Below are 22268 nucleotides of genomic sequence, written 5' to 3' on the forward strand. Positions count from 1 at the left end.
ACATTAAGGACCCGTGTTTTATTTATGTAATCTTGGTAATAAAATCTGGCTATACTCCTCTACTGATACTATTCTTTGTTTGTGAACGCCCTGAGTCCACGCCCAGGTTTATCAGAGTCTATATGGAGCATAGTTTCAATTACTTTTAAATATCGATATAGTATGAAGATAAGTTCGAGCCCCTCAATGATATAACTTTCTAGAGTGTATTTTTTATATTTATCTACCTCGGCCTGAATGATATCAGCATCAAACTCTTCAACATCATCAGAAGACACGAAATGTTTTTTAGGAATTTTGTTCATGTCTTCAAATCCCTTTTTCGTAAATAACAATCGATCGATTCGCTCAATCTTTAATGAAGTTGAACTTACGAATAATGAAATAAGCTCATACTTTGATCTCCAAAACCAACGCGAGATATCCGCATTATCAGCAGACTTTAACTTTTCTAACTCTCCCAAGAAAAGCTCTATTTCGGAAATATCTTTGAAACGAAAATCTTTTGAATCCCTGTAATGCTGGTGCACCCACTTTCTTCGAGAGGCAACAGGTGTGTCGGGTTGAATCTTATGAGCCCAAAATTCAACAAGCAGATCATAACAATTAATTGCATATTCAACATTTTTTGATCCTGTAAGAACTATTTCTATAATGATATTTGACAGTTTGCGATGCATCTGAACGATCTCTTCAAGTTTTTTGCGGTTTGCTTGTGCAATAGCTCGGCGAATAACCCCATGCCTGCTTACAAAATACCCCAGGAATACAAGAAGCACAAGTACGACAACCGCAGAAAGTTTAGTGAAATTATCCCATATAAATACGGCGCTTTCATTCCATAAATTTATTGCTTCATTCTTTACTACATCAAACGATGAACTATTAAAAGTTAACACGGTAATTATTCCTGCGAGAATTGAAGTTCTACTTATTATTATATAAAACAAGCTTTTCAATAACTCAACGATTGTAGGATAACCTAAGTAGTCTATCAATTCTTGACGACTTTTACCTCCACCAAAGAAAAAAGCAATTCTCATGCGAAAACGCAGTTTGTCGAAACCATATTTAAATCGAATCAGCTTAATTAGCAACCATTTTTTCTTAATCCATAAATGCGTTAATTCGTCATAGATAGTTTCTACCAATCCAACAAGGCGAAACCAAAACAAGTCCCATATGAACATAAGGAGTACAATTTCCATCCAGTATATTGCGAATAACCCCAACCAATTTGATGCCCATTTATGATTCCAACTGTTGACTAATTGTCCAAAACCCACTGGTGTACGATACAAGATAATTCCCAAAAGAACTAATAAGAAAGTCAGAATAAACAGCCATTCAATAATTAAAGGCTTGTTTTCGGACAAAAATTGTTTTATATTATTTTTTCTACGCATTTTAGCACCTTTCGTTAATTGCAAGTACATTATTTAACTCTACTCAAATAAATGTAAACGAATGTATTGTCTACCTCAATAGTTTACCTTGGGTCACGATCTACTTGACAGGATGCAATAAGGGATCATTATCTTTCCGAATATAGTTATGTAGATACGCACAAGGATAGAGTTGGACCGCTTCATTCTGCACGGTTTCGTTATATTCGCTAATCAACCTAGCGTAAGACCATGCTTGAAAAGAAGGATGCGGCGTTCTAGTCTTTGTTCGATTAAAGTAGGTTTTAACAAGACCATCCGCGTCCTCAACCGTTTCAACTTCTGTCCATTGTTTAAGCTCAATGATGACAACGGAATATTGATCCTTTTCGTTCAAGCCCGTAATCATGAAGTCGACTCTTCTCGAGGTCGCTGGAATTTTATATTCAATCGCGATTCCTACGTCATCTGGAATGGTCGATGTGTTTAATACTTTATAAAGGTAGTTCATGGAATTGTTCCATGCGTTGATTTCGCCCATGGAAACTCTGCCGACTTTTTGGACGTACTGGTTATGAATCTTTACCGCAATGCTGTCTTCGGCCACATCATTCATAAATTGCTGCTTGGTCGATTCATAGATAATCATGGAGTTCTCCCCTATTCATTCACTGCCGCGTACTTTTTTTCGAACTTCCCTTAGAACTGGATACCGGATATTTCTCTGCGTTTTTGTTTATTTTCTGAAGGATGGCATCCTTTACGTCAATATTTAAATCATGAACGAGCGTTAGCGTGTAGATGAGAATGTCAGCAATTTCGTCCTGCATGTCGGAATAATTTTGCTCTATGGCTTGCTGGCTGTTCTTCCATTGAAAGAGTTCCAACAGTTCGCTCGACTCTAGCGAGATCGAAAGAGCCAAATCTTTGGGATCGTGGAATTGCTTCCAGTCCCTTTCGTCGCGGAATTGGATGATTTTCTCGATTAATTCGTCCATACGTACCTCCGTCATGTTGTTCATATTCAATCTCTAACACTTGCTCTGCACAAAATAATGATAGCCCAATCCTCAATGTAAATCCACGTAATTCCTAAAATTACACAGAAAAGGACTCCTGTTAATTAGAAGCCCTTATTGAATCATATAGCAATTATGGCTTTGAACCCCACAATATCCCCGCCGCAACTCATAAAAAATACCGCGCCTCGGATGCTTCAACACTATCTTCTCAGCCATGCTCAAAATCCGCTTCTCACCAACTCTTCTGATCACCAAAGCCAGAATATTCAATACAATAGTACGTTCTTTTTATATAAGCCATACAACCATTCAACTCCTCCATCATGAATATTTCTCATACTTACAACCCCTTTGCCTCACGGAGTTGGTCTAGCCGTTCTTTTACCGAAGCTTCAGGCTCGACTACTGATGAATGAGTGACCGCGTGAACCAGCTCCTCCCCCCAGGATGAAACGTCCCAGCTCTCCAATGTCTTAATCGCCATGTTCCGGTTGGAGGTCACTGGACTGTTCAGACCAGTGAAAATCAACTCTGTCCCTATCCCCTCGAACCGGTCCAAGCTTTGCAAGATTGCGCCCAGCTTCCTATGTGCTGCATATTCTTCACCGAATCCCATTTCATTTCCGGGGCCAGTGGCGATCTGCTGCAAGGGAAGGTGTTCGATGGCGAATTGTACGAACCTATGAATTCGGTCTGGATCATTCGATTTCATGAGCTGATAGTAATAGAAATCCTGTAGCGGGTTGGCTGCAAGCTGTTTGTAGAGAGTGTCCCAAATATCAATGCCAAGCTTTTCAGCACAAGCTACGCCATAGTAACGGTCCGGTGAATCACCGCTGTTAACAGCATCCATAACGATACTCATCCACTTGATGTTAGCCATAATCGATTGGCAAGCATCTCTGATATCGCTTCTTAACTGCTCGCTCCAGCCTGCAGACATCCGTACGGTCCATTTCTCCTCATCCTCAGCCAGGAAATCGTAAATGCTAAATATAGCTGACAGATGCTTTGCAGTTCCCCCTATCTTCCCAGTGAGCCTCACGTAATCAAATAACACCTGTGGAGCATGCTCATAATCATCTATGTCCTCAGCAGGCCCGCCATTCAATAGCGCTTCAATGATATCGGCTGCCCCATCCAATAATGCACTATCTACCTGGTCAGCAGAAAGTGCCTCCCTCAAGCCACCATTTCTAGCACAAATACAGGCTAAATATTCGTTCATGACGTTGTTGTGGCATCCTTGCCGCAGCAGCCAATCTTTTATCTCCTGACTAGCAGGGTCAAGTCTCTCGACAATATGTATTTTCCCCCATCCATGAACCTGTTGAGCCAATTCAAATAGAACTTGATTGCTGTCTTCCATTCCATTATGAATCGCAACCACGGCATAAAGCGTAAATTCCTCATGTCTCCCCAACGTTAGAAGCAAATCCTTAACTTGCCCGTTTTGAAAAAGGCCCAGTAAGGCAATCCCGAATTTGACGACATTTCGGTGCGCCGCATTCTCCGCTAACCATTTCGCTTCATGGAATACGGAGTCCGGCTGTATCCCGGGCTGCTTGCGTACCTCATCCAGAACGACATCCATCATTCCTCCTATATCTGTCTTCACAAGCTTAGCATATAGGGCCTTTCTTGTTGAATTCTTAGGCTTTCTGGATTGCTTCGCCAGCAGGTGAACCAGCTCTCGTGCCTCATCCGTCATCTTAGCAGCTTCGGCATGATGTCCGAATGCTCCATCCATACCGCCCGCTACCCATCTGATTTTATCACCGGACCAGAATTCTTCGTCATCCGGCAGCGATCCGTCCACGGATTCCCCTTGTCCCTGAATATGGGAGTAAATGGAGGGTCTGCCCTCCCAAAGTGGCCGTTTAGCTCTATCGAAGAAAATAACCATCGTTCACAACACCTCTTCCTATAATTCCTTCAATAACAATCAGAACAGCTCGATGAATTTTTTAACGGCTGCATTATCTTATCAGCTTCTGTATCTATATTTGCTTATTTTGGGAGTAATGAACATGGCGAAAGTATTACAAATGGGCACATATTTTTCACATTTTATCCAATTCCTCTAGCGTTGGACTGGAAAGCCCTCCAGTTGTTGCTGCAATTTGCTCTAGAACATGTAATTCCGCCTTCAATAACAAAACAGAGGACAGGCTTATTGGCTCCGGGTCTGCCCTTCTCCATACATCCGATCCTTAATCTCTTCACGTCTTTATTCTATTTAAACTTGGCAGCCTAATCTCCACGTTCCTCCGCCCCGTCTTGCTCCTTGCTTCCAAATTTATCGAGCAATGCACAGAATTTATTCCATAGATTCAGATAAAAAACGATCAGTGATCTGCACTTTACAGAAACCGATCGCCCCTCTTATTTTACGGTCCTCCTTCTCTAAATTCATACAAAAAAACCGAGAAAGAGCACTTCATTTAAAAGTGTCTATTTCTCGGTTATATTTTATTCATCCGTTATGTTAACTAGCTAGATTGCCCTTCCATCGCTCGAATAGATTCATCCACCTTCACCATCATGGAACATTCGACTCTTTTGCGGAAGACGTCACAGCTGAAGTCATAGGTTCCCACCAGGGAACCCGTCGCGTGCAGCGCATTGGCGGGACAACCGCCGCTGCAGTAAAGTTTCGCCCAGCAATTCTTGCATTCCGGCTTCGAGTAGCAGTTGCTCTCTTTAAATTGACATTGCAGCTCAGGTTTTGTGATTCCATCCCAGACGTTTCCCATGCTGTATTCTTCATCCCCGACGAACTGGTGGCAAGGAAAAAGCTCTCCCCAGGGGGTGACCGCAAGATATTCGGTTCCTGAACCACAGCCAGTAATTCTCTTCTGGATGCAAGGCCCTTCTGAGAGGTCAAGCATGTAGTGATAAAAGGTAAACCCCTTGTCTTGTTCACCGCGACCGATCATTTCCTTGGCGAGAATTTCGTACTGGTTGTATATCTCCGGGAGGTCCTCCTCGGTAAGTGCATAAGGTTCCTTTGGATCACAGATGACCGGTTCCATCGAGAGCTTGTCAAATCCAAGATCTGCGATATGAAAAATATCATTGGTGAAATCGACGTTATTTCGAGTGTAGGTTCCTCGTACATAGTACTCTTGGTCTCCGCGCTTACGAACGAATTCTTGGAACTTCGGAAGAATGTGATCGTAGCTGCCTTTTCCGTTAACCGTCTTACGAAGCCGGTCATGAACCTCTTTTCTACCATCCAGGCTTAATACGACATTGTACATTTCCTGATTTAAAAACTCGGTGACTTCATCATTTAGCAGCATCCCGTTCGTCGTGAAGGTGAAGCGGAACTTCTTTTTGAATTCTTGTTCTTTGCTTCTTGCATAAGCTACGATCTGTTTAACTACTTTCCAGGCCAAAAGAGGCTCCCCACCGAAAAAGTCGATGTCCAGATTGCGATGATGACCCGAATTTTCAAGCAGGTAATCGATAGCTTTTTGTCCAACCTCATAGCTCATGATTGCTCTATCTCCGTTGTATTTCCCTTGGCTGGCGAAGCAATAGTCGCATGATAAATTACAGGTATGCGCAACATTGAGGCAGAGCGCCTTAACATAAGTTTTTCGTTTTTTTAAATCAAGCGAGAGGTTCTCATACTCATCTTTTGTAAAGAGCTGACCATCATTTATAAGCTCCTCGATATCCACGATGGTTTCTCGAATGTCGTTCTCGAAAATGCTGGAATCCTGTTTATATCTTTCCAACATCATTGTCACGATTTTTTCGACAGAATTTTCCTCATAAATCGCTATAATTTCATATGCTAGGTCATCCACAACATGTACCGATCCACTGTAAGTGTCGAGAACGATATTGTATCCGTTTAGTTTATATTGATGAATCATACTTGCTAATCAAGCTCCTTTTGCACACAAGTAGAAACGGCTTTGCCTTCCTTTAGAGTTAGCGTCCGTTTCTTAAAAATAGCCGCCCATCAGCAGAGCAATGGGCGGTAACATTCCGAATCCTATCTGTTCATTGCATTTTCACACTTCTGGTTTGCAACGCCGCAGGAAGTTTTACAAGCGGACTGGCAAGAGGTCTGGCATGCGCCGCATCCGCCGTGTTTTGCGGTATCCATCAGTTTTCGGGTGCTTAGTGTTACAATTCTTTTCACGATAAATGACTCCTTCTGTAATTTCTTGTGTTCACTTTCACTTAATTTCCATGGAACATCGTAGCAACATCACGTAAGTACGTCTATGATTCCCGTCACCTAGCAGAGAGGGGTCACATCCACATCGCCCCTCCTGAACATGAGCTTTGATTTTAGGTCAACAGGTTTTTTGGTCGGTACCAACGACTTGAAGAAGCCCCTCTCTCGTCCAATCAAAGCAGTAACACACAGGCACCTTTAGCTCGTTCTTCACAAACGTTTGCGAATGGCTCCCACTGAAGTCGGTATTATTTGATGGTGCACAGCAATCCATTTGAAATCTCTCACTATTCTATTACTAGAAGAATAAATCTACACTTCGCTAAACTGTCCATCGTATTATGAGATCAACCAGAAAGAACTGGGAACTGATTGTTCTCATAATACGAACGGGCAGGATAGCTAAATAATTTCACGAATACTCTACATATGGAGTTGTTTACGAAGTTCATAAATAAGACGTTATGTGAAATTATCGAAATGAGGTAAAGCATAAGACATGAGACATTATACCTTTGTTAATGAAGAGTTGTTAAATGGATATATAGAGCAAATCCCTAAAAAATATTTCCCGAAAAATTATAGAAGAAAAAAAGCATTATCTTTTGGCATCACAGGAATTAAAGCTAATATTAGTGAAGAAGATATTATGCTTGAAATGAATAAAAGCCAAAAAATCGATCTCTTAGTTAAATATTTAAAAGAGAATAAAAAACTAGACTTAAGTAGACCTAGAGATATGCAGGATGGTTTTAACCCAAATAGAAGAGACTTTGTACTTGAGACCACAAAAGCAACTCAACTATTTTTTCCAAAGGAAGCATTAATAGATTTACCTAACCTTGATTACTTTACTCTTTGGATATCTAATCCTGATACAGACGATGTACAGCAAGATAACTTAATATATAACTACACAGGAACCTTCTTATATATAACACAGATGTGGCTAGATAATGGAAGATATTCGCATATGTACTCAGGATGTTCTGCACTTCAATCTATTGTAAACTTTTTGGAAGGAAGACCAATCCTAAATACTATACTACATGCCGGACAAGAGAAGTTCGGGCGTAACGATATGCGACACCCGATAGATAAACTAGTCAGTTTAGGAGCAAAGGTAAATGCTACTAAAAAGATCACTTGCCTGTATAGAAAACGCTACATTACGAATGAGCAATGTTTTATTTTCAATAATAAAGAAGCAAGAGTTAACGATTTATTAGCATATCCAATATTTATTGCTGAAGAGGTATAAGGTATATCAAGAAGCCGATGACACATAACATAATATTCGCATATCGGGCATACGCTCTCGGTCCGGCAGAAGGATTTTGGGGAAGCATAGGCATAAGCAGCCGGACACATCCGACTTCGTCGGACGTCGTGAATACAAGAATGTTATCCAAATTTGCTGTAATGATAATTTTCTAGGAGATGTTTAAAGATGAATAACAGAATTCCTCCAACAGAAATACGAAGGAAACTAAGAAAAGAAGTTGGTTTTGGATGTCCAATTAAGGGATGTATGTCGCCTTTTCTTGAATACCATCATTTTGATCCGCCATGGCATGAAGGACATACACATAATACAGAAGGAATGATTGCTCTTTGCCCCAGCCATCACAGCATGGCAGATCGAGAAACTTGGACAAGAGAAGAATTGAAAATGCTAAAGATAGAAAATGAGATAAAGTCAGTCAAGGGGAAGCTACATTGGAATTTAAGAGATAGCATAGTAAATGCAGGTAGTAATTTTATAATAATTAAGGATCGATTTTCATTAAGGGTTTTGAAAAACGAAATATTTGGTCTGAGTGAGAATGAAAATGGTCAAATAACTTTGAATGCACTATTATGGAATCAATTTGGAGAAGTGATTATTCAAATTATTGATAATGACATAATAGTTGCCCCCAATAAAGTTGATGACTTTGTTTGTAATGCTTCAGGAAATAAAATCAGAATTGAATCAAAAGAAAACCAAACTTACCTTGAATTTACGATAAAGCGAGAAAAGGTACGAAAACTAGGAGAGTTTTTAACTAATGAATATAATCTTCAGCAAGGTAAGATTCCATTTATAACTTTGAAGGCAAAAGTAACAAATCGTTTGTTTGATTTAGCAATTCAAGAAAAACAGATTATTCTTGATTTCCGTAAGTATGGTTTCGATAAAGCATCTCTTTCTGACAGAACAATAGGGCCTTCAGGGTCGTTGAATATTGTAAGTCAGGGCAATGAACTCTTACATATAGGTTAATAACCTTAAAGGTATTTCTTTGAAGCTAGTAGCATCGGATAAAACCGTATTCACGCTGCCGGCCTAACAGCCCTTAATCCGCAGAGGTTTTTCAAAGAGTGGACTCAACAGTCAACTCTGCACCGGCGCTAAGTCCGTCGGCCCCGTTCGCTTGCTATCACTTAAGCCAGTTAAGACTCGTGACACACAAACGTTAGATGAAATACATGTATGAATGTAAAACACTTCTTACTATCAAAAATACGGAAGGAAAGATATTTTGAGGGGATACTTTGATGCTATTTAACAGTTACTATTTATACTATTTTCAGTAACGTTTTTGACAGTAGTCCCTTGAAATTTAACAGTTTTATTTTCGTTATATATTTTCCTATTACTAATATTAAGAATAAATAGTGCTTTAGCGAATATTATTGGATCTGTAGCATTATTTTTATGGATATTTTTTTCTGTAATATCTGGATCAGAATTTATATTGTATGCTCGCTATAGTGCTAATACTGGAGGGTTTATTTCTTTTCCTCGGAATTGGTAACTATGGGAATTGTTTCTTCCGAAATTGTGGGCGGGATTCAAATAATGTTTCGGATCAGTTTTTTGTCAATACGAAACAATAATAAAGATGTAAAAGTTCAAAATGAACGCTAATTGAAATGGAAAATACTTTATTTAACAAAATGTTCACGTATACGCGGTCAAGCCGCATGTGTCGGCAGATCCGACCGAGTGGCAAATGCGGCTCATCCGCCCCCCTAGCATATCGCGGCCGGCCCCAAAGGTCCTTAGGTTGTGGTACGTCGCGAATACAGAACCGTTATTTGTAATGCCCTAAATATGAAAAAATGGGAGATGGAAAATGAGAAATTACATAAAACCAAAGGTTGATATAGCAATTTCAAAGTTGCTTGAATGTGATCAATATTTACTAAGTCATGATTTGAATGAAAGAACAATTGCCCATAAGTTAGCAGTATATCTTCAAGAAGAATTTAATGAATATAATGTCGATTGTGAGTATAACAAAAATGTTGATGAAGAAAGCAAAAAGAAAATGATTTATATTTTAGAGCAAGAATGTCAAAAAATTAAGAAGGAATTCAATAAAGACATTACTGTAGTAGATGACATAGAATACATGGGGCTATCAACTTTTCCAGATATCGTAATTCATAAAAGAGGAGAGAATAGTAGCAACCTGTTAATTATAGAGATCAAGAAATCCACAAACAGAATAGATAGATGTTTTGATTTACAAAAATTGAAATGTTACACAGATAGTTCACGCTACAATAACCTTTGCTATGCTTGGGGATTATTTATTGAATTCGAAACTGGTAGAAAGAATCCTGAAGAACCTGGAGTAATATGGTATAAAGATGGTCAAAGAATCAAAGATTAGATACCTCTTGAGCCTTGATCTGCTGGATAAATTTCGAAGAGGTATTTCAGCAAACACACCCGAATTCACCGGATGTCATGAATACAGAAACATTATCTGAAAGGGACGAAGATCGATTATTGTAGATAAATTCAAAGAATCAATAACCACAGGGGATTTCACTTGAAGAAATATATCATAAGATTGATACATGATATGAATCCCTCACTATTGAATGACAAATTTTATTTTGGCAAGACAGACTTGAGGATCCCGACTTCATGAAATGCGAAAAATTTTTTTTCGTAAATCTGTACACAGACTCGCTTGCCCGATGAGTGGTTGAGAATCATTAAAGTAATTAAAAAGTTTGATAACAAGTAAAATTTACATTGAACCAAAGGAACGTGCTAGTTCAATAAACCAATGGTTGTCTAGGACTTCATTTCTCCAATTCAAGACTGCTGTCGATTGTTATATTGAGCCTAGTCTAGTACTTTATTTTCTTTAGTTACACTCAAATCGATATTTGCATCTGATTCCGCACAAACACAAGAAAGAAGACGCTCAGGAGTTTCCTGGTGTCTTCTGTTCATTTAGGCTGATATTCGGTGGGTTTTCACACCAATTTTACATCAAGTCAGATCTCATCCATCTGTACCATCAAGATTTTTAATCTGTACCATATGCGGACAGTTTGTCTGCTCATGAATATTCAATGAAGTTATTTATTTTTATAATGTACTACGCCTTAGTTCATAAAAATATTGCACAATTGGATGCTTTAACTTCATCTTCTCGCTCATGTTTAAAATTCGCTTTTTCCCAACTCGTCTGTCCACTAAAGCTAGAATATTCAATAAGATATCATCGCTTTCTAAGCTCTCCTCTATGGAAATAGATAAATACTTAGTAGCTATAACAATAAAATTCGATTTACTTAATGCTGCCTGTGCTGACAAAAGCTCCTTTGCAACTTCTGATATTTTTCTGCTTCTTGCAATGACTATTAGACGATCCTCCGGGATGATCCCCTTACTATCTTTTCTAACCGCTTCAATGTCTTCATGGTTGATAGGAATTAGAAGATCTGAATCATTCTTAATCTCCTGCTCCGTCTGATACCATCTAATTGAGCTATTTCTATCATTCATATTAAGTACGTTCTTTTTATCTACCGAAATATAACAATCCCCTGATTTATCAGGTAAATAACGGTAGCTGCTTGCGCGATATTCAACCCTGCCGTATAACGCAGGACAGAGAAAACTCTCCAGTTGTTGCTTCAATTTGCTCCAGGACATGTATCCTCCTATGTTTTATGTTATAAATACCTGCTCAGGCAGTCGTTCTATTATACAATACATAATACAATCCCACTAAAACCTGAATAATATCTTGATATAATCTAATCCTCTATTTGTCACGTCTACATAGAAACAAGCCGATTAGGTATAGACCCCGTGGTCTGGCACCTAATCGGCTTGTTATGTTACGCCTCAACCGTGTTTACTTCGGTTATTAGTCTTACTCGGACAGATCATTCGATAACCGGTACAGAAAGTTTCAGCGCGGGTGTATTGCTGCTTGGATGAATTATTTATCCATTACTTATCGTGACCTTTACCCGGGTTTTCTTTTGAGTATTCAAAGGTCACTTTTACAGGCTCGCTCATATAGCCAGTCGATAGATACGCCTCATGGGTTCCCTTTAAATTACCCGTAAGTTTGAATGTGAATTGGAAGCTTCCCGCGACTGTACTCTTCGTCTCATCTTCGAGTTGAACCTTGCCTTTCGGATCAAGCACCATCAACTTCACATTTGTAAGGACGCCATTCATCAGCAATCCATCAATCGTTACTTTTTTCGCTTCCTCGTCAACCTTTACTTGTATGCCCTCAATGCTTTTCACGTCTACAGCGCCCGAGAGGTTATAGACACCAAACTCGTAGATGGAATATCCGTAATCGGTTGCTCTTTTTATGCCTTGTAACTTCATGTATCTTGCCTTGACCGGGTTGAACTGAATCGTTTCTTTGCCATCATGCGCGGTAATAATTCCGTCATTTGGCATGACATTGATCCAGTTCTGCTTATCGTTCGACACAAGAAGTTTGTATTTATCGGCACGAGCATATTCCCAATCGATTCGAACCGTATCCATTTCCTTCACTTCATCGAGATCGACCAGGAACCAAGTATTGTCCACGTATTCGCTCGCCCATCTTGAAGCAGGGAATCCATCGACGGCTTTAGCCGGTGCATAATTCGAATTATTGCCTTCGATCGACGAAGCTTCTACCGTTTTATTCTGCGCCAAATTGCCTATTAGGTAATAGACGCTTTCCTTCAGCGTATTGTACGCCTCATCTTTTATCGTACCCGCCTTCTTGAATTCATCCAGCTTTGCATTAAAGCCTTGGAGATACTTGGTGACTTGCGCTGCATCTTTCTCTTCATAGCGCTTCATCATTTCCAAATAATTGTTCAAAGAACGCACCGTTGCAGAATTCGTAAATTGCTTCGCTGTTTCGAAGCGGTCGACTAGCGCTTTCATGCCAGATGCATTCGTCATTGCTTCGATAACATATGACTTTGTCACCATACGCCCCGCGGTAACGGTAATGTTAAGCTCATGCTTGCCAAGCTTGCCTGCAAGCGGAATAACGGTACCCGCTGTATAAGGCTTGCCGTCATACGTCGCCGTCACTTTCGTCAGACCATCATCCGTTCTAAGCTTCCATGTAAAGGATACGGATTCTGAATCGGGCAGCTTCATCCCGCTCTGGAACGGCTTGCCGTTCATCTGCACGTCTACCTCGGAAGGCGGAGCCTCGTTGACCTGATACGTTCCTTTAACAAATTGATACAGCCAGTCGTAAAGAACGCGTGTCGCTGGATCTTTACTTACCGCGGTGTTATAGACTGCATTGTTGCCTTGATAATACGATTTGAAGCCATCCTTCATGAGCCCTGTCTTCGCACCACTGTTCAAGTAATCGATATACCGCTCGCGGAACACGCCGTCCGTCAGCATCCGATCATCGAACTCGAGTTCATTGGACATGCCATACTGCTTCGCCAGATTCGCAGAATCCTCCAAGCGCTCGATATCCGTCGGCTCGAAGAAGTAGTTCGGTTGGATCGTTACCGCATCGAAGCCGACATCCTTCCACATGAACGCTTTATAAGCGAAGAAATGCGGAATCCAGAAGAACTTCAGGTCCTTGCCGCTAATTTGCATGTCATGCAGGGTGCTGCTCACCGAACGGATCAGATCCGGTCCGGATTGGCTTGTGCTGATTTGCTCTTCGAACCAGTACATACCTACAAGCTCGAGGTTAGCGTAACCTCTTGCTTCCCATCTCGATTTGACTTGCTGCAGCCACCATTGAACTGCTTTTTCACGGTTCGCAAGGGCTTTCTCTTTGCCAACGGAATCATTGAAGCTCAGCGATTCTCCACCTTGTTCAACAGCTCCGAAATTAGTGATCGATTCACCTGGATCCGGAATCATGAGGACAACCTTTTCCTTTACGCCAGACTCGTTCAGCGCATCGGATACTTCCTTAGCCGCTGCGTTTAACGCATCCATATCGCCGCCTGCCGCAAAGGTTTTATCCAGATACCATTTCCAATCTTCCAGATAAGCCCGCCCGCCGAAATCACGACCTGGATTTGGAGAGTTAATGCCAAGATACAGGACGCCGTCGAAGAGTCGATCCTTAATTTTGCCGTCCTTATCGACATAACTAATGTTCGGAATGATCCGTTCTTTCGTCCAGATGCCTAGGTCATTCGCATATTGCCCGTTATACAAAAGTCCAAGATGCTCGATACCCGCTGTCGCTTCGCCTGCCGCCAAGAATTTCGGCATTTGCGTTGGAACAGTTACGGCTCCGGCAGCTTTGCCGTCTTCACCGAGGATTTCAATCTCATCCACGAAGGTCATTGCACGCGTATGCATGGTGAATGTCACTTTCACATAGCGAGCATACGCGATCTTCGCATCTGGGCCGATCGCTTTAATGCCGTCCTTGCTGCCATCCCACACATAGGTCTCCGTGTATTTGCCGTCATTCCACAGCTTCTGCGTGGCATTGTCTTTGAGCAGTCCCCAGTTCACCTTGTCATCGGAGACGTACATCGATACCGTGAGTGGAACGAGTACATTGTTCGTTGGCCAATCTTCGAGGAAATTGGCTTTAATACCCGCGATGGATTTCTTCGCCCCCAAATCAAACACAACTTCGCGTGTCTTACTCAAATGATGTCCAACCCATGCTCCGTCGGATCTATCGCTTGCCCCATATATACCATCCGTAAGTGTGTTGCCTTCATCCGGATAGGAAGCTTCCGGCTCTTGCGACCACTCATAAGATAAGCCCGCTGCAAGATTGTGATAAACCGCCCCATACACTGACGCAATAACACCCTCCGTACCCGCTCCCGGCAGGTCTGATGGATTCGTCACCTCGACCGGATCGGCTTCACCCGGCGGGTTCGCAGGTGTCTGTTCCTCTGTCTGTGTAGGCGGCAGCGCCTCTTCCGCTTGCGCAATCGGCATCACCGTTACGATCATGATCGCAACCATGACGAGAGCTACCCATTTTCTACTCCTCTTCATATCGTACGAACTCCCTTCTGATTCTTGAGTCAAGAAACATCAATCTCCTAAATGGTATGTGCTTCCATTTCAGCTTACCTCGATGCTCTTTCCTCCCTTCCGAGATTCCGACACGTCATAGAAGCTTATAACATATGTCAATGTCCTTATAGTAACAGTATGAAAAGTGGCCTTTCTTTCAAATAGATAATTAATGACATTGGGTATACACTTGTTGACATGAAGGCCTTCACGTCGTGTTTTTATAGGTATAAAGATAGCGCTTACCTCCTTAGGTCCTACCCATTTTGTGTCAATGTCCACTAAGCAATCCAACAAATAAAAAAACACAACCCCCTCGAGGTTGCGTCGTGTTTATATATGGTGACACCTAATTGCTGCGGGGTTCTACTAAATTGATGCTCTATCCATAACCGAACGGATGCTTTTTGTACTCTAAGGGGCTTGAGCCGACTCTATTTTTGAACACACGACTAAAATAGTACTGGCTCTTATACCCTACCTTCACGGCCAGATCCCCGATTTTGATATTCGGCATTACGTCATCCAGAATCTCCTTCGCCTTCGATATCCGAAGCTCGGTGACATAGTCAAGGAATGAAGCACCGATTTCTTGCTTCATACGCTTGCTAAGATAGGTTGGGTTGATATGAAATAGCGATGCTACTCGAGTAATAGACAGCTCCGGATCCTGATAATGACTGTCAATATACTCGGTCACTTTTTGGATAAGCACTGTTCCATCCCCTGTATACCCGGAAAGCCCCAGCTCCTTATCCACCCTGCTTTCATGTGAATGCAAAGGATATTTTGCCTGAAGATGTTCATCGATCCGATGAAGCAGCTTGTTCAGATCACTCTTCGGCACAGGTTTCAATATATAATCGAATGCTTGCAGTTGCACGGCTTGACGCGCATATTCAAAGTTATCGTAGCCGCTGATGATGACAATTAGAACCGACGGGCAGCGTTCGCGCAATATATTTATCAGATCGAGTCCATTCATATTCGGCATGTTGATGTCCACAAGACATACATGTGGTGGGGCTTCCTCCACCATTTTCAATGCTTCGTTTGCACTTTTCGCTTCTCCTGCAACTTCAAAAAGATACGGACTCTCCTCAATGTATTGTCGCAAGCCTTTGCGAATGATCGTTTCATCATCGACGATGACAATCTTCCACATCTTCATTCCGCTCCCCTTCCAAAGGTATTCGAATGACCATAACGGTAATGCCATCTTCGCTCTTTACTGCAAGACCATATGGCACCCCGTAAGCTAGTCGAATGCGATGGTTTACACTGTATAGTCCAAAGCCTATGGCAGAACGATCATATTTATCATCAAGAAGGGCTTGATTCATCTGTTCAAGCTTCTCTTCAGGAATCATAACCCCATTATTTTTAACCTTAATGACCAAATAATCGACCTGTTTATATGCTGTAATCGAAATTTTGCACTTTTGATCCCCAAGTGGCTTAATCCCGTGATAAATCGCATTTTCCACCAACGGCTGCAGCATGAAGCGAACGACTTGGCACTGAGCAAGCTTTTCATCATATCGAAGCTCGTAGTCCAGAATCTCCTCATATCGCACGCCTTGAATATGAAGATAACTCTCGACATGGTACAACTCCTGATCAAGCAGAATGTAGGGACTGCCTGTGCCAAGCCCTAATCGGAAATATGCGCTAAGCGCTTCCACCATCTCCACCACATTGTCTGCTCCATGTTCCGTTGCCATCCACTGGATCGTATCCAATGTGTTGTATAAAAAGTGAGGCTTGATCTGCTCATGAATCAGTCTGAGTTCCATCTCCTTTCGGTCCTGCTCCACAGCGTATAATTGAACAAGCATGTCATTGAAGCTTCGCCCAAGATCGCCGATCTCATCCGAGCGCGTAACATCTGCCCGTATGGTTTGGTTCCCGTTCTGCACATTTTCCATTACCTGGCGAAGCGACTGAATGGGACGAATAATGGATGAAGCAAGCAGCATCAGAAAGACGATAAACGCACTACCGATAAGAACGCCTACCAGCAATGCAGTCCGCTGGGTTTTGATCACCGCTAGCGATAGACTTGAATTCGGCACTTCGAGTACGAGCTTCCAGCCTTCCACATTTTGAATTGGAGCCTCAAATACACTCATGTTCTTCTTATCTGCTGCATCCTCCGCTCCATCTCCTTCACCCAGCTCTCTGCAATCGATGATAAGCTGGCCTGACTGGTCATATAGCATTACATCTTGAGCAATCTCCTTCATCTTCTTGACGGAGACGGCTGCGGCAATATAAGCTACCTCATCATTCACCGATGGATTCACACGATAGAGAATGACGACGATTTCAGCTGCATTCGCTTTGGATACGATCGGATTGCTCACCACATAATTGGAATCTGAATTTAGCAGTAGTTTTCGATAGTAGGGTCGGTTTAGTATCGAAAAAGGCTTGTCACTTGCTGACCAGGAATTTCCGTGAATATCCACCACGCGTATGGATTCGTACTCTACTTGCTTTTTCGCCTCGAACTTATTGATCTCTTGCAGCAATTCATCCCGTGTCCAATGATGGTCCGAAGCTAGAGAAGCAAGCATGTCTATCTCACCGATGCGCTGATTAAACCAATAATCGATCTGGTCACTGCGTGCAGTAACCACTTGCTGCGTTAAGTTCTTATTCAAAGGGACAACCGTATGGTTCATCTCAAAATATATTGTTACAAGCAATGCAACGAACAGCAGCAAGAAGCAGCCTCCTGCGATTAACGTAATTTTTAAGTGAATTGTTTTCATTGTAATCATAGCCCTTCACAATATCCGTTTCTTACATGCCCGAAAAAGACAAAAAAACGCTAATCTGTGCAAATACATAATGCTGTACTAAATCTATAATAGGTCTTGTGCATATTTTCACATGAAATACTATTCATGTCTAGGCTAGAGATAAAGGATTTGCCTAGCAAATCTTCCTCTCCCTAGTGTATGTAACCAATTCACAACAGAATGAAGGAGATATTATGCGAACTCACACGAAAAAGCTGTTATCTATTCTACTAGTCCTCAGTCTTATGTTCACACTTGCTGCCTGCGGCGGTAAAGATGCAGCACCCGCTGCAGATGCAAACGGAGTTCAAGTCTTTGAAGGAGTTGGGCAAGGTAAACATGGCGATATTAAAGTACAAGTTTCCTTATTAGATAACAAGATCACTGACATTAAAGTAACAGAGCATAAGGAAAATGAAGTACTTGCAGAACCTGTTTATACGCAGCTTAAGGAAGATGTCATGGCAACTAACAGCGCAAAAGTTGATGCCATTAGCGGATCTACGGTTACAAGCAAAGGATATCTCGAAGCCATTCAAGATGCAATTACGAAGTCTGGACTTACCCTTGTTGCTGGCGCTGCAGTCAGTGGAAGCAAAGACAAAGAAGAAGTAGACCAAACCTATGATGTTGTCGTCATCGGTGCAGGGGGTGCTGGCTTTAGTGCGGCTATCGAAGCGAAGAGCGCTGGAGCTAATGTAGTTCTACTCGAGAAATTGCCAGCTGTTGGCGGCAACACATTGATCTCCGGGGGTGAGATGAATGCGCCGGACAACTGGGTTGAACGTGCTCTTGGCATCACAGATGACACGGCTGACTTGTTCTATAATGATACGATGAAAGGCGGAGACAACCTCGGGGATCCAAAGATGGTTCGTATTCTTGCCGACAATGCTCTATCATCTGCCGAATGGCTGCGCGATGATATCAAGGTAGAGTTCTTACCTGATCATCTGTTCCAATTTGGAGGCCATTCCAGAAAACGTGCGTTGATTCCTGTAGGTCATACAGGTTCTGAATTGATTACCAAGTTAAAAGCCAAAACAGACGCTGACCAAATCACGATCAAAACGAATATGAAAGCCGAAACCTTGCTGAAGGACGAAAGCGGCAAAGTAACCGGTGTAACTGCGACTTCGGGTACTGGCGACAAGATCACCTTCCATGCGAACAAAGGCGTCATCATCGCTACCGGTGGTTTTGGATCCAATGTAGAGATGCGTAAAAAATATAATCCTAAAATGGATGAAAAATATATGTCTACCGATACACCAGGATCTACAGGTGACGGTATCGTTATGGCAGAAACGATTGGCGCCAAGCTGACAAACATGGAGAATATTCAAACGTATCCAATCTGTAATCCTGAGACAGGTGTTATTTCCCTGGTTGCAGATTCCCGTTTCGATGGTGCGATCCTGATTAACCAAGAAGGCAAGCGCTTCGTTGAGGAATTAGAACGTCGTGACGTTATTTCTAAAGCAATTCTTGCCCAGACGGGCGGATATACGTATCAATTATGGAATCAAGGCATTGAGGATATCGGTAAAACGATCGAAGTTCATCAAGACGAATACGATCAACTCGTTAAACAAGGCTTGCTCTTTAAAGCCGATACGATTGAAGAGGCGGCTGATTTCTTCAAAATTGACGTGAACACTTTGAAAGAAACAATTAATAAAGTAAATGATTATGCGAAAACAGGTAAAGACCTTGATTTCAAACATCGCGGTGGATTGAAATCTCTTGAAAAAGGCCCTTACTACATCGAAAAAGCTGTACCATCCGTTCACCATACAATGGGCGGATTGGTGATCGACGAGAAGACTCGCGTATTGAATGAAAAAGGCGAAGTCATCCCTGGGCTGTTCGCTGCAGGTGAAGTAACAGGGGTCATTCATGGTGGAAACCGTCTTGGCGGTAATGCCATCGCTGATATCTTCACCTTCGGCCGGATTGCAGGCAAACAAGTTGTAGCAGAGTAATCTTATGTTTGTGCAACTGCTCTATTAATAAGTTAGCCTTATAAACGTGCAAGATAGTTTGTAGAGTGCAGGTTGACTGCTAACTTTCAAGCTGCACTCTATGACATAATAAACCGCCCTGTCCGCAAATTGCGAACAGGGCGGTTTATTTATGGTGGAGCCTAGGGGCTACGCTCGTCTAACTCGCTGCTCTTTTATCGTTCTCCGCTAGTGGAAAAATTACCCATTTATTTTCTGGTACTATTACTAAAACTATAGCAATGATTTAGTGTCTACTTGACAAGGAGCACTTCAACTGCCTGGTGTCTTCTGTTCATTTAGGCTGGAACTCGATGGATTTCCATATCAATTTCAAATCAAGTCTGATCTCCGTCATCTGTACCATATTGAAAATCCAAGTGAATAAAAGGGTTTTATTTCACCGTTTCACTCTTTACCAACAAAGCCACCGACTCCACATGTGTTGTGCTGGGAATAGGAACACGAATCACTCCCTTCATTTCTCGAGGACTTTTTTCCAATATGCTTATGCATTTTACTCCTGCTTTGAACGCTATTATGAAAACCAGTTTTATATACAAAGGTTAGTTTGTACGGATTGGGTTGCTCTGGATCAAAGTCTGCCCCGATGATAACTTTATCTACAATGCTTTCAAAAACATTTCGATCAAATGCAGGTAGGATTTCATTTGTTCGAAGCACTTTGCGAAAATGCTCAAGGCGCTTTCCCAAATCAATCTCTTCTCGTGCGGATTTCTCTAGCTGTTCCTTTTCTTCAATCAATTCGGCAAGAGAGGAATCCAGTTCTGCATATTTCCGCTCGTAAACAGCCCTGTCTATTTTATCATCCAGACATAAATCAATCAGTTTGCATCGTTTTTGCTCCATAGCCTGGATGTCGCTATTCATCTTGTTCAGCCGTTTCAGGTTGTTCTGATCGTTGAAAACGGTTTCCATCCTTTTAATAAGCTCATCTAATACATCCGTATGATTGCGGCATACTAATTTGTACGACTCCACAAAAGCGCCCTCAATTACTTTCTCTTCTATTCCCTTGCTGTGAGGGCAATACTTCTTGCCCTTTTTTGTCGAGGTGACGCACTGCCAAACCGTCTTTTCGTGCGGAGTTCCGCTGTGCCAGCTACGACGTGAGAAGTTACTATTGCAAAACGTACATTCCAGCATGCTGCTGAGAGCGAACTTTTTGCTGTATTTGTCCCGTTTCCCTTTTTCACCACGGCGACGATTCTTGCCTCTTTTATGCAATATATCTTGCGCCTTCTCGAAAACTTCTTCACTGACAATCGGTTCATGATGATTTTTTATATAAAATTGATCTTCTTCGCCGTAGTTATCAAGCCTTCTCTTAGAGATCGGGTCAACGGTAAACGTCTTTCCCTGCAATAAATCGCCTTTATATTTTTCATTTTTAATGATACCAAGAATAGTCGTATCTTGCCATTCGCTATTTCCTTGTCTCGTTTTGTGCGGGGAATCGGTCAATTCTTTCGCAATGACATAAGCGCCCATCCCTGAGATATATCGATCAAAAATATAGCGTACGATTTCTGCTTCTTCAGGGTTCACGGATATCTTTTTCGTATTTATATCGTAGTCGTATCCCAGACAGCTTTGGAAGCCCACCAGTTCGCCGCGCTTCATTTTCATTTTCAATCCCTTTTTTACGTTGGCTGAAATGTTCTCCACTTCCTGCTGCGCGACAGAGCTTAAGATGACAAGTAACAACTCGCCGTCCATCGTTAGTGTGTTGATATTCTCGTCTTCAAAAAATACAGCAATGTTCTTTTCTTTTAACATGCGAACAAATTTCAACGTATCCAGCGTATTCCTTGCAAACCTCGATATGGACTTCGTAATAATCATATCAATTTTTCCATCCATGCAATCGTTAATCATACGTTGAAAGTCCTCGCGCTTCGTTACCTGTGTACCGGTGATCGCTTCATCCGCATACATATCGACAAGCACCCAGTCATTACGCTTACTTACGAGATCCGTATAATAGGCGACTTGTGACTTGTAGCTGCTCAATTGCTCCTCACTGTCCGTACTTACTCGGGCATACGGAGCAACGCGAAGAATATCCGGTAATTTTCCGGCATTTCGATCAGATAGTTTCCGGTTTGCTTTAATAACTTCCACTTCAATTGCCATTGTGATCTCCTCCATTCTTATCCACTCGCCATCAGTATAATAAGAGCTGGGCGGATCGACAATTGTGCGAATCAAGAAGTCAGGTCCGAAATGATGCCGTATTCCCGCATAGTTTTGCTCTTCATCAACCGAAACTCCTTTTCGTTGATCAATGAAAGTGCCAGCAACTGCCTTAGCATTGCAATCTGCATGCTGTACCGGATCAGCTTATGTTTCACAACTAACCCCCCTATCATTCTTGAATTTGGAAAAAGAGAAGCGCAACGAACGATTCCAATTGCGCGCATCTCAATTTCCTCCTCTGTTGTGGTTGTCTTTCTTCAAATAACCTTTTCCGGCGGACAGTGATTAGCTGTCCTCATAGGCTTCAAACCTCTTCCAGGATCGCTGCAAGCCGCCCCCA

General features: G+C 41.9%; 16 protein-coding genes and 1 pseudogene. 4 read left to right on the forward strand and 13 right to left on the reverse strand.

Annotated features, from left to right (window positions below):
* Positions 1-68: 68 nt before the first annotated feature.
* The 7 genes and pseudogenes from CA598_RS15175 to scfA form a co-directional block, all read right to left on the reverse strand.
* Positions 69-1436: a hypothetical protein gene (locus CA598_RS15175; protein ID WP_094877053.1), complete on the reverse strand. Its 1368-nt coding sequence runs from the start codon at positions 1434-1436 to the stop codon at positions 69-71.
* A 70-nt stretch (positions 1437-1506) separates the two neighbouring features.
* Positions 1507-2034 (reverse strand): hypothetical protein, encoded by a 528-nt coding sequence (locus CA598_RS15180; RefSeq protein WP_094877054.1) that lies wholly within the window; start codon positions 2032-2034, stop codon positions 1507-1509.
* Positions 2035-2053: 19 nt separating this feature from the next.
* Complete coding sequence (locus CA598_RS15185; protein WP_094877055.1) at positions 2054-2383, reverse strand: MazG-like family protein; 330 nt, start codon at positions 2381-2383, stop codon at positions 2054-2056.
* Between the two features lie 135 nt (positions 2384-2518).
* Positions 2519-2683, reverse strand: a pseudogene (locus CA598_RS33565) (hypothetical protein); the annotation flags it as partial.
* Between the two features lie 64 nt (positions 2684-2747).
* On the reverse strand, positions 2748-4313 hold the full coding sequence (locus CA598_RS15190; RefSeq protein WP_094877056.1) for a limonene hydroxylase: 1566 nt from the start codon (positions 4311-4313) through the stop codon (positions 2748-2750).
* A 586-nt stretch (positions 4314-4899) separates the two neighbouring features.
* Complete coding sequence (gene scfB / locus CA598_RS15195; RefSeq protein ID WP_094877057.1) at positions 4900-6294, reverse strand: thioether cross-link-forming SCIFF peptide maturase; 1395 nt, start codon at positions 6292-6294, stop codon at positions 4900-4902.
* Between the two features lie 122 nt (positions 6295-6416).
* Positions 6417-6566, reverse strand: a complete 150-nt coding sequence (scfA, locus tag CA598_RS15200) for a six-cysteine ranthipeptide SCIFF (protein WP_076098734.1) — start codon at positions 6564-6566, stop codon at positions 6417-6419.
* A gap of 538 nt (positions 6567-7104) precedes the next feature.
* Between scfA and CA598_RS15205 the strand changes: the two genes are divergently transcribed.
* From CA598_RS15205 to CA598_RS15215, 3 genes are all read left to right on the forward strand, one after another.
* Complete coding sequence (locus CA598_RS15205) at positions 7105-7866, forward strand: hypothetical protein (RefSeq protein WP_094877058.1); 762 nt, start codon at positions 7105-7107, stop codon at positions 7864-7866.
* A gap of 189 nt (positions 7867-8055) precedes the next feature.
* The gene (locus CA598_RS15210) at positions 8056-8871 is read left to right on the forward strand and encodes an HNH endonuclease signature motif containing protein (RefSeq protein ID WP_094877059.1); all 816 of its coding nucleotides are present in this window, start codon (positions 8056-8058) and stop codon (positions 8869-8871) included.
* Between the two features lie 856 nt (positions 8872-9727).
* Entirely contained in the window at positions 9728-10270 is a 543-nt protein-coding gene (locus tag CA598_RS15215) for a hypothetical protein (protein ID WP_094877060.1), read from the forward strand.
* Positions 10271-10983: 713 nt separating this feature from the next.
* Here CA598_RS15215 and CA598_RS15220 read toward each other — a convergent pair.
* The 4 genes from CA598_RS15220 to CA598_RS15240 form a co-directional block, all read right to left on the reverse strand.
* Positions 10984-11553 (reverse strand): SF0329 family protein, encoded by a 570-nt coding sequence (locus tag CA598_RS15220; protein ID WP_094877061.1) that lies wholly within the window; start codon positions 11551-11553, stop codon positions 10984-10986.
* A gap of 303 nt (positions 11554-11856) precedes the next feature.
* Positions 11857-14877, reverse strand: a complete 3021-nt coding sequence (locus tag CA598_RS15225; RefSeq protein WP_143812416.1) for a DUF4855 domain-containing protein — start codon at positions 14875-14877, stop codon at positions 11857-11859.
* 403 nt (positions 14878-15280) lie between these two features.
* Positions 15281-16069 carry a response regulator transcription factor gene (locus CA598_RS15235; protein ID WP_179283677.1) on the reverse strand — a complete coding sequence of 263 codons (789 nt, stop codon included), beginning with the start codon at positions 16067-16069 and terminating at the stop codon, positions 15281-15283.
* On the reverse strand, positions 16038-17627 hold the full coding sequence (locus CA598_RS15240) for a sensor histidine kinase (RefSeq protein ID WP_179283678.1): 1590 nt from the start codon (positions 17625-17627) through the stop codon (positions 16038-16040). Before CA598_RS15240 ends, CA598_RS15235 begins: the two co-directional genes overlap by 32 nt.
* 272 nt (positions 17628-17899) lie before the next feature.
* On the opposite strand from CA598_RS15240, the gene CA598_RS15245 reads away from it, so the two are divergent.
* A complete protein-coding gene (locus tag CA598_RS15245) occupies positions 17900-19690 on the forward strand; it encodes a flavocytochrome c (protein ID WP_218832602.1) in 1791 nt (596 codons plus the stop codon).
* Between the two features lie 426 nt (positions 19691-20116).
* On the opposite strand, the gene CA598_RS15250 is transcribed toward CA598_RS15245, so the two are convergent.
* Both CA598_RS15250 and CA598_RS15255 read right to left on the reverse strand, forming a co-directional pair.
* Positions 20117-21865 carry a recombinase family protein gene (locus tag CA598_RS15250; RefSeq protein WP_094877066.1) on the reverse strand — a complete coding sequence of 583 codons (1749 nt, stop codon included), beginning with the start codon at positions 21863-21865 and terminating at the stop codon, positions 20117-20119.
* Between the two features lie 71 nt (positions 21866-21936).
* Entirely contained in the window at positions 21937-22083 is a 147-nt protein-coding gene (locus tag CA598_RS15255) for a conjugal transfer protein (RefSeq protein WP_094877070.1), read from the reverse strand.
* Positions 22084-22268: the final 185 nt, after the last annotated feature.

The organism is Paenibacillus sp. VTT E-133291 (assembly GCF_002264395.1).
Taxonomy (GTDB): Bacteria; Bacillota; Bacilli; order Paenibacillales; family Paenibacillaceae; genus Paenibacillus_AQ; species Paenibacillus_AQ nitricinens.